Origin of the sequence: Pseudoalteromonas sp. BZA4 (assembly GCF_040104395.1) — a bacterium.
GTDB lineage: Bacteria > Pseudomonadota > Gammaproteobacteria > Enterobacterales > Alteromonadaceae > Pseudoalteromonas.
In genome coordinates this window covers 41098-52648 of sequence record NZ_JBECOT010000029.1, presented here as the reverse complement: position 1 = coordinate 52648, position 11551 = coordinate 41098, and the positions used below count along the sequence as shown (strand labels likewise).

Below are 11551 nucleotides of genomic sequence, written 5' to 3'. Positions count from 1 at the left end.
TTCGAAAGCAGAATGAAGAGCTTGTTCTATATTCACAAAAAAATCCGTAGTTAGTTGCCTAACTACGGATTGTGCATGATCATTCTGATCGGTCAACTGATCAACTTCTTAACTGATCAGCATTAGCTGGTTGGCTCATTTTTCGTATAATTTCATCTTAGATACTTGCACCCAATGCCCTGTCTAAGCATAATCTTGAAAACAATTTGAAATTGGAACTTTCATGAATTGGTTAGCAGAATTAGCAACTAAAAGAACACCTTGGTTATTATTAGCCGTTATTTCCCTCGCATTTGAAATCACTGCGTTATTTTTTCAATACAACATGGGCCTTGAGCCATGCATCATGTGTATTTATCAACGAACCGCTGTTTTAGGCTTACTTGCAGCGGGAGTTATTGGTGCAATTAACCCACAAAATATGGTTATTCGCTTAGTCGCATTTGCCACTTGGGGTGTCTCTGCAATTTGGGGTTACTTTATTGCCAAAGAACACATTGCAATGCAAAACAATACTGACCCTTTTGCATTTAGTTGTGCATTTGAACCTAACTTCCCAAGTTTTATGCCTTTGCATGAATGGATCCCTAGCTTCTTTGCCGCCACAGGTGATTGCGGAAATATCGATTGGCAGTTTGCTTCTATGAGTATGCCAGCATGGATGGAAGTGATTTTTGCAGCATTTTCAGTGGTATTTGTGGCTGTTTTAGTTAGCCGATTAGTGAGCGAAAAGTCGCTATAATGATTTATTTTTTTACTAGCCAAATCCCTGCTTTAAAAAGCTTTAAAGTAAGGCAACGTCAGCAAATAATTGCTCTTGCTTTGGCTCATTTAAGTCCAAGCAAAAAGATCATTTTATCGGTTTGTAAGCTTGCTTTTTTAGCGCCATTATTTTTAGGCTTAGCCTACTTTGAAGGTTGGATGCTTATTCCTTGGTTGTTGTTAGCAGGCTTAAGTTACCCACTTATTACAACACCTATCGAAAACATGTTCGCATTAGCGCATTTAGACAAAGCTATCGATGAATTTAAACAGGGCGAATAACGCCCTGTTTAGGTGTATAGCCTGCTGTTTATAATGTAATTTTCCCCTCAAGTTTAGCAAATAGCTTATCGCCTATTCCTTTTACTTCTTTTAATTGCTCTACCGACTTAAACGGTCCCTGTTTTTTGCGGTGCTCAACAATTGCTTTAGCTTTTGACTCCCCAATACCCGGTAATTGAGTAAGTTGCTCTATGCTGGCTTTGTTTATACTGAGCTTTTGCATTTTAACTTGTGTTGCTTCTGTTGGTTTAACGGCGAATGCCGATGTAGCAGGTAGTAACGCAATACTTGTGGCAAGTAAAATACTTGATAGTAATTTCATAATTTCCTCCATGATGTCCATCTTGGACAGGTAGTTAGCTATTACCCAACACTCACTCCATCGCTTGTGTTTAACTTTGGGTAACAATTTAAATAAAGCTAATGTCCCTACTATTGTCAAATTTGTTAAATAAAATTTTTCTCAAGTTACTTGCAAAGTAAGCCTCGAAGCATTACTGTATATAAAAACAGTAATCAAAGTAGCGGTATTGCGCTGCAAATGCCACGCTTAAATGCAGGAGAAATCATGGCTGTTGTTGTTAAATATGTTGTAGAAAGAAACGGAGTCGAGCGCATGACGTTTACTACTAAGAAAGAAGCTGATGCGTATGACAAAATGCTCGACATTGCTGAGTCATTAGAACTAATGCTTGAAAAAGTTGATGTACCATTAAGCGAGCAACAAATTGAGTCACTGGCGCTTGAAATGGCAAAAGAAAAAGACCAATTTATGGCGGTACTTAAAGGTGCTAAAGACTCGCCAGCTAAGCCTAAAAAAGCAAAGTCAGACGACAACGTTGCTGATATAAAAGAAAAAGCGGCAAGCTAAACGCAAATTTAGATCATAAAAAAGGGCAACAGATGTTGCCCTTTTTGTGTTTAATCAAAAACTACAGTGACGACTCAACTTCATCAAATAAGTCTGTAATTTCTTTTTTCGGCTCAGCAGTTGTAAGGCTAACAACAACAATAGCAATTGTTGATAAAATAAAGCCTGGGACAATCTCATAAATGATTGCACTTAATGCTTGGCCATCAATTGTAATTGGCGCGTAAATCCAAAACAGCACTGTTGCAGCACCAACAACCATACCACTAATAGCGCCTTGTAAGTTCATACGCTTCCAGTAAAGGCTCAGTAATACGAGTGGACCAAATGCAGCACCAAAACCAGCCCATGCATTACTCACTAAATCTAAGATAGAGCTATCGCGGTCATAGGCTAGGTAAATAGCAAATAGAGCAACCAAAATAACACTAATACGACCTACTAAAACCAGCTCTTTTTGAGATGCACTACGGTTTAAGTAAATCTTATAAAAATCTTCGGTTAGTGAGCTTGAACACACTAATAACTGCGATGAGATGGTACTCATAATCGCCGCTAAAATAGCTGCCAATAAGAAGCCGGCAATTAAAGGATGGAAGATTAGCTCAGACAACACTAAGAAAATCGTTTCTTTATCATCAATTGGCATTTGGTTTTCAAGCATATAAGCAGCACCAAATAGACCTGTTAGCACAGCACCAATAGCTGAAAGCGTCATCCACGACATACCCACACGACGCATAGTCGGCATATCTTTCACAGAGCGCACAGACATGAAACGCACAATAATGTGTGGTTGTCCAAAATAACCAAGGCCCCATGCCATGGCAGAAATAATCGCTATCGTTGAACCACCTGCAAACCAATCCATCATATTAAGTGCATGAATTTCTGATTCTTTTGGTGAGCTTAATAATAAGTCATAGCGTGCATTTGCAAGTGTATCCATAACTGGCTGATCAAGCATGGTAAACGTTGCAATTGGCACAGCCAGCAACGAGATAAACATGATACAGCCTTGTACAAAGTCAGTCAGGCTCACTGCTAAGAAGCCACCAAACAAGGTATATAACACGACAACACCTGTTGTGATGTACAGACCCATTTCGTAGCTCATATTAAATGAGTTTTCGAACAACTTGCCGCCTGCAACAACACCTGATGAGGTATACAAGGTGAAGAAAACAATGATTACAATCGCAGAGATAACACGCAGAATATTCTTATTATCATCAAAGCGGTTCGCGAAGTAATCTGGAATGGTGATTGAGTCATTCGCCTTTTCTGTGTAAACACGTAAACGAGGCGCGACTAAGAAGTAGTTAGCCCAAGCACCGAGTACTAGACCTATGGCAATCCAAACCTTGCTTAAACCAAACAAATACATTGCACCCGGTAGACCCATTAGCAGCCAACCACTCATGTCTGATGCGCCAGCTGAAAGCGCAGCAACACTTGGTGATAAATTACGACCACCTAGCATATAGCCTGATACATCGTCGGTAGATTGCTTATAAGCATACAGCCCAATCCCCAGCATGACGATGAAGTACATTGCTAACGAAATTATCATTCCTGTTTCCAAATTAGCCTCCAAAAGTTGTTTAATGTTGGCTTTTAATCCGAATAATGACTCGCAAGTTATTTAATTTTAAGACATTATTGGGGTAAAAACCGATATCATCCATGACTATAACATGCTTCTGCCCCACAACTCCAATCAAGCCGTTCAGTGACAGAGTTTACAATTTCAACCTTTTTATAACAAAAATATGATATTTAATCGCAAGTTATAGAATTCAATTACAAATTATCCTAGTCTTAAGGTAAAAATAAAATCAGTATTTATCCTCAATAATTCGCATTTAATTAATGCTATTTCAGGCACAATGACATATATTGCTGATGGATAAATGAATTAACCGAAGTGGACATGCCAGGACTATGTATTTTTACGCTGCACGCCAACCTATTTTAGATAAGGAAAAGAAACTTGTCGGCTACGAACTCCTATTTAGGGATGGCGTAGATAACGTGTTTCCAGACATTGATGGCGATGAAGCAACATCACGGCTCATTGAAGGTAGTCAGTTTAATTTTGGTTTAGAAGATTTAACGGATAACAAACCAGCTTACATTAATTTCACTTTAGAGACGCTCCAAAAAGGTTACCCTCTGTTATTGGGCAAAGAGCAAGTCGTTGTCGAAATTCTTGAAACTATTCAACCTGGCAAGCGTTTACTTGCACTGGTTAAAGATTTAAAAGAGCGTGGCTATACTCTAGCCCTTGATGATTACATACATCAACCTGTGTGGCGCCATTTTTATCCGTTTATCGATATGATCAAAATTGATTTTTTAACCACAGACAAAGAGTCAATTGAAGCAGTTATTGAGGCAATAAAACCTCACCCGCACATCAAGTTGCTTGCCGAAAAAGTCGAAACTTACGAGAAATACCAACTTGCTCTAGAAATGGGCTTTAGTTACTTTCAAGGCTTCTTCTTTTCAAAACCTGAGATGGTTCAAAGCAAAACCTTACCGCCCTCAGAGATGGCCCTTGCCGAGCTATTGTATGAAACGTCAAGCATGGATTTAAACCTCAAAAAAATCACTGAGGTATTCGAGCGTGATGTTAACTTATCTTACAAACTGCTTCGCTACTCGAATTCAGCTGCTTTTAAACGCCGCGCCGAAATAAGCACGATTAAACAAGCACTTATTGTTTTAGGTAGTGAAGAAATCAAACGTTTCTTATCACTTTTATTTGCTGCGCAAGTTGCCGCAGATAAACCTGCTGAGTTAATACGTTTATCACTAACCCGCGCCCGTTTTGCTGAATTACTAGCAATCAGTCATGGTAAATTACGTGATACCGGGATGGCATTCTTAACAGGCATGATGTCATTAATGGATGCTATATTGGATGAAGATATGCCAAGCGTAATGGGCAAACTGCCATTAACGAATGAAATAAAAGGTGCCCTTCTTCATGGTGAAGGTTTGCTGGCAACTTACTTATCACTTGTTAAGTTCTATGAACAGGCAGATTGGGACAACGCAAAAGAGATTCAGCAACAGTTAGGGCTCAAACCTGAAGAAGTACCTGATGCTTATCACGATGCTCTAAGTTGGTCTAATGAGCAGATGAGTGTGTTTGGCGACTAATAAATACCAACCCCTCAATTGATATTAAAAATGCCAGCAATTGCTGGCATTTTTATGACTTAAAGATTCTCTAAAAAGTCTTCGTCAAAATCATCCGTTTCTTTTTCAACTGGCGGATTACCATCATGTAGCTCATATAATTGACGCTGGAAGTAAATATCCTTCACGAAAATATATGGGTCTAACGACTCATTTAATAGGCTCTCTTGTGGCATTAATGAAGCACGGGCCTCAACCGCTTTCAGCGCGAAGACTAATATTGTCTGTGGTGTCGTTAACGTGATTTCAGGTAAGACAAAGTTATCTACCACATCACCAGTTAGGTTTCGTGCTGTACTTGGTCCCATACCCGGGATCATCAAATAAGCGCCATCACCTACACCCCATACACCTAGAGTTTGGCCAAAGTCCTCATCGACAATTTCTAAACCCAGCGATGAAGCGACATCAAAAAAACCGAGTAGACCAACCGTAGAGTTCACTAAAAAGCGCGCCAAGCTAATACCCATATTGCCAGGTTTACCTTGCAGGCCAGCATTGACCATATCCGTTGGTGCAGTGATGTTATCGGTAAAATTAACAATGCTGCGTCTTACTGGTGTTGGGGTCACTGTAACGTAGCCAACGGCTGCTGGGCGAAGAATATAAGCATCAAGCACGTCCATATTAAAATCATACATAGGACGGTTGAACGACTGTAATGGGTCTCGCTCATCCGCTTTTTCTTCAGGTATTTGTGCACATCCTGCAAGCACTACAAAAAAGATAAAAAATATACTGTGCCTAAACATCGGCTATCCTTAAGGTATTAACTCATTAATTAGCAACGAATATTCTTTTACGTTTGCACGCTCTAAAACATCCGACTTGCCTTCCAACTCGCCGCTAGAAGTTACCACAGTTGCATCTTTTGATAAACGCGCAGTTAAAATAATTTTATCGACACTTGATAGATTCAAGCCTTCAACCATGGCATTGGTATCACTTAATGTCACGGTTAGCGGAAAGCTATATTCGGTCATTTTTACCACAGCTAATGGCATTTGTGGACCACTGGCTGCTTTTGCAAAAACAAATAACGTGCCGTTTTGTGGCTGCGAATCTGCAAGTGCAGAGTCTAAATCAACCGTGATGCTAATTTCACTGTTTGAAGCTTCTGCGAGTTTTGTATTTGTAACTTGCTGCTCATTATTTAAATGGGCATCAATTTCAGCAATTCGCTCTGCAATCATGCTATAACGCGGGTCGTTTTGCTGCATACTTGCAAGCAGTACTTCAAACGCCGTTTTTGCTTGCAGCCAATCTTTACGCTCATAAGCAATTAGGGCTAGCAATGAGATAGCATCAATATTGGTCGGCTCTGCTTTTAACACTCTCGATAACATAGTCGCGGCACGAGACATATTCGCATCACTGCCTTCCATTAGCAGGACTTGCGAGTAGCTGATCAGCACTTGCTTGTTATCTGGGTTCATTTTAAGAACCTTATCAAATGACTGCATTGCCATATCAAATTCATTTAATGACATAGCAACACGACCTAGCAGCATCCACGCCACTTCATCATCACCACTTTGATCAAGCTTGGTACGCAATGCTAAAGCAAATGCTTGCAGCTCATTCGGTGTTAACGGCTCACCATCTTGCATCACGGCACGCTCACCATACGACTTAAGGTTTGCCATCGCGTCATGCCAGCCTTTAATTTGCTGCTGACTACCCGTGTAGCCGTAAAAGATAGCCGTTAAAACAATTAAAAAGCCAGCGCCAGTAAGCGCAAAAATACGGTTGTTACCTTTACTATTTAGCGCTTTTTCTGGAGACAATTCATTGAGTAAACGACGCTTTTGTTCGATAACTGACTCATCGTGCATTTGTGCATCAATACGCTGGTTATCTAAGTCAGCTTTAAGCTCGTCTAAACGTTGATGATAAATTCGGATTAACTCCGAGTTTGCATTGTGATCAAGGCGTTGAATACGTTCGCGTTTAAAAAACGGAACGACAACAAATAGCAATGCAATCAGTGTGAGTAAAACAAAAGAAGCCCACATTAATGCCATCTAGCTTTGCTCCTGACGTTGATTTTGTTCAATTAACTTTGCAAGTAACGCTTCGTCTTGCTCTGTCCATGTTTGTTTTACTGATGCCTTACGTTGGCGTAAAACAATAAAGCCAAAGCCAAGTACCACAATTAATACTGGCAATACCCATAACACTAAGGTTGCTGGTGTTACTGGTGGATCGTAATGTACGAAGTAACCGTAACGGTCAATCATATAATCGATGACTTCATCTTTGCTTTTGCCGTCTTTTACCAGCGCTAATACTTTGTCACGTAAGTCTTTGGCTACAACAGCGTCTGAATCGGCAATGTTTTGGTTTTGACATTTAGGGCAACGCAGCTCTTTGGTAAGCTCACTAAAGCGTACGGCCTGCTCTTTATCATCAAATTGATACTTGTCTTGCTCTGCAAATACGCTAAACGTGATAAGCAAACTTGCTAAAAAAATCACGAGTCTCATTACTGTAGCTCCTGCATTAACGGTGCGAATTTGGCTCGCCACACACGCGGATTAATATCGCCGGTATGGTGCAGCAAAATAGTGCCTTGTTTATCGACTAAAAAAGTCTCTGGTGCGCCAGACACACCTAAATCAAGGGCTAATGTGCGTTTTAAATCTAAGATATTAAATTGATATGGGTCGCCAGCACGATTAAGCATGCTAGTGACATCTTCGCGTAGTGCGTTAATATCAAACTGGCCATCAAAGTCAGGGTCGTAGCCTTGCTCGTAGTATAAGCCAACAATCTTAACGCCCTGCTCTCTAAGCTCGGTTAAATAGCCTAACTCAGCTAAACAGGTCGGGCACCATGTGCCCCACACATTTAGTAAGTAAACTTCACCTTTTAAATCACTATCTGTCCAACGCTTTGACTCATCCATCAAATCTGGCAGATTAAAAGCTGGCATAGCCTGCCCAATACGCCCTGTTTGCAGCTCACGCGGGTTAGCAAACAAACCTTGATATAAAAAAACACACAGTAAAACGAAAACCAGTAAAGGTGCTAGTGCGAATAGTTTACGGTTCATGCTGAAGCCTCCTGCTTAGTCGATTTTTGGCGATAGCGTTTATCACCAAGTACTAAAAAGCCTGCCAGTGAAATCAAGATACCACCGAGCCACATCCAACGAACATAAGGCTTATGGTAAATACGTAACGACCACGTACCTTGGCTTAATTGCTCACCAAGCGCTAGATATAAGTCACGTGTGAAGCCTGCATCAACAGCTGCTTCAGTCATAAACTGCATACCAATGTCATAACGGCGTTTTTCAGCATGTAAAACGGTTACTTGTTTATCGTTTTTCAGCACAGTGACAACCCCAGCATGGCCGCTATAGTTAGCACCGCGAATAGACTTAACACCATCAAAACGATACTGGTATTCATTTAACGCTACAGTGTCACCCGGCTTCATTGATACATCACGCTCTACTGAATAAGCAGAGGTTAACGTTACACCTGCAATCACGAACGCTAAACCAACGTGGCCTAAAACCATTGCCCAATAGCTTAGCCCTAAACGTTTAAAGCCTTCGCCTAAGGTTTTGTGAATAGTTACTTTTGCCGCTAAATCAACCACTGTAGTAACAACAATCCATACCGCTAGCGCAGTTGCAATAAAGGTAATAGGCGCAATTACATCGTAACTTGAATATAACCACGCTGCCGTAGCCACGAGACTAACTACAGCCGATAGTGCAAACTTGTTTTGCAACATCGACCACTTGTTTTGTTTCCAGCGTAACAGCGGACCCATACCCATTAAAATGGCAAACGGTACCAGTAAAATAGCAAACATCTTATTGAAGAACGGCTCACCAATCGAAATGCTACCTAAGCCAAGTTCTTTGTGGATCATTGGCAGTAATGTACCTAGCAATACAATCAGCGTTGCCACAACTAAGAAAATATTATTAAGCCAAAGCGCAACTTCACGTGAGGCAAACTTGTAACGGCCTTCACTTTTCACCTGTGAGACGCGTAATGCATAAAGCGATAAACCACCACCAACTACAATGGCTAAGAAAGCTAAAATAAACATACCGCGGTTAGGATCTGAGGCAAAAGCATGCACAGATACAATGATACCCGAGCGAACAATAAAGGTACCCAGTAAGCTTAACGAGAATGCTGCAATAGCCAACAATACGGTCCACGACTTAAATACACCACGCTTTTCGGTGGTTGATAATGAGTGCAGCAATGCTGTTGCCACAAGCCATGGCATTAATGATGCGTTTTCAACTGGATCCCAGAACCACCAGCCACCCCAGCCAAGTTCTGAGTATGCCCACCAACTACCAATGGTAATACCGAGTGTCAAAAAGCCCCATGCTGTCATAGTCCAAGGACGAGACCACTTAGCCCAAGTATTATCAAGCTTACCTGTAAGTAACGCTGCAATAGCAAATGAGAACGACACAGATAAACCCACATAGCCCATATAAAGCAATGGCGGGTGAATGATCATACCTGGGTCTTGCAATAACGGGTTTAAATCGCGACCTTCAACAGGGAAATAAGGCAATAAGCGCTCAAATGGGCTCGACATTAATAAGGTGTATAACATAAAGCCAACACCTAAAAAGCCTAGTACACCCAGTACACGAGCACGTAATACCCAAGGTAATGATTGCGAACGCATAGCAACTACAGCGGTCCAACCCGCTTGCATTACTAACCAGAGTAAAATTGCCCCTTCATGACCACCCCATGTCGAGGTTATCTTGTAGTACCAAGGTAAAGTGCTACTTGAGTGATAAGCAACATACGAAACAGTAAAGTCGTCGGTTAAACTGGCATAAACAAGTGCAGCAAAAGACAAAAGTACAAATACGAATTGTCCAATTGCCAGTGATGGGGCGGCACGCATTAAACGTAAATTGCCGGTATGCGCGCCCCACAAAGGAAAAATACACAATAGAACACTGAGCACCATGGCCAGTGTTAAAGAAAAATAACCGAGTTCTGGGATCATATTAATTGCCGTTATCTAAGTTATACGTCGGTTTTTCGTGCTTGATACCCTTCACAGCTTCAGCAACTTCTGCAGGCATGTACTCTTCATCATGCTTTGCAAGTACTTCAAAGGCATCAATTTCATTGGCTTTAACTAGCACGCCCTGCGCCACAATCCCTTGGCCTTCACGGAATAAGTCCGGCAAAATCCCTTGATAATTAATTGTCACCATAGGGCCTTTATCAATCAGTTTAAAGCTTACCTTTAAGCTTGATTCGTCACGAACAACTGAGCCAGGTACAACCATGCCGCCAATACGTAGCTTCTGACCAATATGCGGTTTTTCTTTGTTTGGTCCTTTACCCTCAACAAGTTCACTTGGGGTATAGAATAAATTGATGTTTTCTTGCAGTGCGTATAGCACTAAACCAATCGTTGCACCCACACCAAAAATAATGGCTACAACAGCTAATAAACGTTTTTTACGTCTTGGATTCATTGCCCTGCCTCTTGCTTCGCTTTCTTAATGCGCTCTTCACGTTGTGCTTGCTGCTTTACTGAAGAGAAAATACGTTTTGTATCGTTTAACGAACTAAATAAAATACCAAGTAAAATTAATGCACAGCTACCAAAAGACAACCATACATAAAAGCCATAGCCACCCATGGCAATAAAATCTGCAAAAGAATCAAACTGCATGATTAACCTCGCTCAACCATATCACGCACCCAAGGGCGATGCTTTTCACGTTGGAGAATTTCGTTTTTAAGACGGATTAACGTCACCACACCAACAAAACCTGCAAACGCAACAATGTTAACCATTAATGGCCAAAACATGCTTGGATCAATAGCTTTAGTATCAAACTTTGTAATGGTTGCACCTTGATGCAAGGTATTCCACCACTCCACCGAGAAGTGAATAATCGGTAAGTTGATAACCCCAACAATGGCTAAGATACAAGCAGCACGCCCCGCTGCTTTCTTATCTTCAAAAGCATGATAAAGCGATAACACACCAAGGTATAAAAATAACAGAATTAACTCAGAGGTAAGACGTGCATCCCACACCCACCATGCGCCCCACATAGGTTTACCCCATGCTGCACCGGTAATTAATGCTATCGCTGTCACACATGCCCCGACAGGTGCAATTGCAATCACTGCAAGTTCTGCATTACGTAATTGCCATACTAGTGCGATCACTGCTGCAATCGCCATAGAAGAGTAAGCGCCCATAGATAAAATAGCTGAAGGCACATGGATAAAAATAATTCGGTAGCTGTCTTTTTGTTGGTAATCAGCTGGGGCATAAGCAAGCCCCCAGACCCATCCAACAATCATACAAACCACCGTAACGACGGCGAAATAAGGCAGTAAGGTGTTACACAATTGGTAAGCACGATCTGCTTTTGCGTAGGGATGTAACCACTTCCACATA

General features: G+C 41.2%; 14 protein-coding genes. 4 read left to right on the top strand and 10 right to left on the bottom strand.

The genetic code is table 11. The features are described from left to right. Positions 1-223 precede the first annotated feature (223 nt). On the top strand, positions 224-742 hold the full coding sequence (gene dsbB / locus ABMY41_RS13035; RefSeq protein ID WP_217874696.1) for a disulfide bond formation protein DsbB: 519 nt from the start codon (positions 224-226) through the stop codon (positions 740-742). Next, positions 742-1044: a DUF6170 family protein gene (locus ABMY41_RS13030; protein WP_055197970.1), complete on the top strand. Its 303-nt coding sequence runs from the start codon at positions 742-744 to the stop codon at positions 1042-1044. The genes dsbB and ABMY41_RS13030 overlap by 1 nt, the downstream gene beginning before the upstream one ends. 28 nt (positions 1045-1072) lie before the next feature. On the opposite strand, the gene ABMY41_RS13025 is transcribed toward ABMY41_RS13030, so the two are convergent. Next, entirely contained in the window at positions 1073-1366 is a 294-nt protein-coding gene (locus ABMY41_RS13025) for a helix-hairpin-helix domain-containing protein (protein ID WP_349274955.1), read from the bottom strand. Positions 1367-1612: 246 nt separating this feature from the next. Between ABMY41_RS13025 and ABMY41_RS13020 the strand changes: the two genes are divergently transcribed. Next, complete coding sequence (locus tag ABMY41_RS13020) at positions 1613-1915, top strand: YebG family protein (RefSeq protein ID WP_349274953.1); 303 nt, start codon at positions 1613-1615, stop codon at positions 1913-1915. Positions 1916-1976: 61 nt separating this feature from the next. On the opposite strand, the gene putP is transcribed toward ABMY41_RS13020, so the two are convergent. After that, positions 1977-3488, bottom strand: a complete 1512-nt coding sequence (gene putP / locus ABMY41_RS13015; protein ID WP_054562154.1) for a sodium/proline symporter PutP — start codon at positions 3486-3488, stop codon at positions 1977-1979. 371 nt (positions 3489-3859) lie between these two features. On the opposite strand from putP, the gene ABMY41_RS13010 reads away from it, so the two are divergent. Continuing rightward, positions 3860-5083, top strand: a complete 1224-nt coding sequence (locus ABMY41_RS13010) for an HDOD domain-containing protein (RefSeq protein ID WP_217874698.1) — start codon at positions 3860-3862, stop codon at positions 5081-5083. 59 nt (positions 5084-5142) lie between these two features. Here the strand turns inward: ABMY41_RS13010 and ABMY41_RS13005 are convergent, their stop codons facing one another. The 8 genes from ABMY41_RS13005 to ABMY41_RS12970 are packed head-to-tail and all read right to left on the bottom strand — an operon-like array spanning position 5143 to position 11550. Beyond that, entirely contained in the window at positions 5143-5874 is a 732-nt protein-coding gene (locus tag ABMY41_RS13005; protein ID WP_054562156.1) for a VacJ family lipoprotein, read from the bottom strand. Between the two features lie 9 nt (positions 5875-5883). Beyond that, entirely contained in the window at positions 5884-7146 is a 1263-nt protein-coding gene (gene ccmI / locus ABMY41_RS13000) for a c-type cytochrome biogenesis protein CcmI (RefSeq protein WP_349274950.1), read from the bottom strand. Continuing rightward, positions 7147-7608 (bottom strand): cytochrome c-type biogenesis protein, encoded by a 462-nt coding sequence (locus ABMY41_RS12995; RefSeq protein WP_289097195.1) that lies wholly within the window; start codon positions 7606-7608, stop codon positions 7147-7149. Further along, the gene (locus ABMY41_RS12990; protein ID WP_349274948.1) at positions 7608-8177 is read right to left on the bottom strand and encodes a DsbE family thiol:disulfide interchange protein; all 570 of its coding nucleotides are present in this window, start codon (positions 8175-8177) and stop codon (positions 7608-7610) included. Before ABMY41_RS12990 ends, ABMY41_RS12995 begins: the two co-directional genes overlap by 1 nt. Beyond that, positions 8174-10129 carry a heme lyase CcmF/NrfE family subunit gene (locus tag ABMY41_RS12985; RefSeq protein ID WP_289097198.1) on the bottom strand — a complete coding sequence of 652 codons (1956 nt, stop codon included), beginning with the start codon at positions 10127-10129 and terminating at the stop codon, positions 8174-8176. The genes ABMY41_RS12990 and ABMY41_RS12985 overlap by 4 nt, the downstream gene beginning before the upstream one ends. Before the next feature lies 1 nt (position 10130). Next, on the bottom strand, positions 10131-10610 hold the full coding sequence (gene ccmE / locus ABMY41_RS12980) for a cytochrome c maturation protein CcmE (RefSeq protein WP_054562161.1): 480 nt from the start codon (positions 10608-10610) through the stop codon (positions 10131-10133). After that, on the bottom strand, positions 10607-10810 hold the full coding sequence (gene ccmD, locus ABMY41_RS12975; protein WP_054553244.1) for a heme exporter protein CcmD: 204 nt from the start codon (positions 10808-10810) through the stop codon (positions 10607-10609). Before ccmD ends, ccmE begins: the two co-directional genes overlap by 4 nt. A gap of 2 nt (positions 10811-10812) precedes the next feature. Then, the gene (locus ABMY41_RS12970) at positions 10813-11550 is read right to left on the bottom strand and encodes a heme ABC transporter permease (protein ID WP_054553245.1); all 738 of its coding nucleotides are present in this window, start codon (positions 11548-11550) and stop codon (positions 10813-10815) included. Position 11551 lies beyond the last annotated feature (1 nt).

Excerpts from the sequence above, each read along its gene's own strand:
- putP (WP_054562154.1), bottom strand. The coding sequence starts at position 3,488 with ATGATAATTTCGTTAGCAATGTACTTCATCGTCATGCTGGGGATTGGG.
- ABMY41_RS13005 (WP_054562156.1), bottom strand. The coding sequence starts at position 5,874 with ATGTTTAGGCACAGTATATTTTTTATCTTTTTTGTAGTGCTTGCAGGA.
- ABMY41_RS13020 (WP_349274953.1), top strand. The coding sequence starts at position 1,613 with ATGGCTGTTGTTGTTAAATATGTTGTAGAAAGAAACGGAGTCGAGCGC.
- ABMY41_RS13025 (WP_349274955.1), bottom strand. The coding sequence starts at position 1,366 with ATGAAATTACTATCAAGTATTTTACTTGCCACAAGTATTGCGTTACTA.
- ABMY41_RS12990 (WP_349274948.1), bottom strand. The coding sequence starts at position 8,177 with ATGAACCGTAAACTATTCGCACTAGCACCTTTACTGGTTTTCGTTTTA.
- ABMY41_RS13010 (WP_217874698.1), top strand. The coding sequence starts at position 3,860 with ATGTATTTTTACGCTGCACGCCAACCTATTTTAGATAAGGAAAAGAAA.
- ABMY41_RS12995 (WP_289097195.1), bottom strand. The coding sequence starts at position 7,608 with ATGAGACTCGTGATTTTTTTAGCAAGTTTGCTTATCACGTTTAGCGTA.
- ABMY41_RS12970 (WP_054553245.1), bottom strand. The coding sequence starts at position 11,550 with ATGTGGAAGTGGTTACATCCCTACGCAAAAGCAGATCGTGCTTACCAA.
- ccmE (WP_054562161.1), bottom strand. The coding sequence starts at position 10,610 with ATGAATCCAAGACGTAAAAAACGTTTATTAGCTGTTGTAGCCATTATT.
- ccmD (WP_054553244.1), bottom strand. The coding sequence starts at position 10,810 with ATGCAGTTTGATTCTTTTGCAGATTTTATTGCCATGGGTGGCTATGGC.
- dsbB (WP_217874696.1), top strand. The coding sequence starts at position 224 with ATGAATTGGTTAGCAGAATTAGCAACTAAAAGAACACCTTGGTTATTA.
- ABMY41_RS13030 (WP_055197970.1), top strand. The coding sequence starts at position 742 with ATGATTTATTTTTTTACTAGCCAAATCCCTGCTTTAAAAAGCTTTAAA.
- ABMY41_RS12985 (WP_289097198.1), bottom strand. The coding sequence starts at position 10,129 with ATGATCCCAGAACTCGGTTATTTTTCTTTAACACTGGCCATGGTGCTC.
- ccmI (WP_349274950.1), bottom strand. The coding sequence starts at position 7,146 with ATGGCATTAATGTGGGCTTCTTTTGTTTTACTCACACTGATTGCATTG.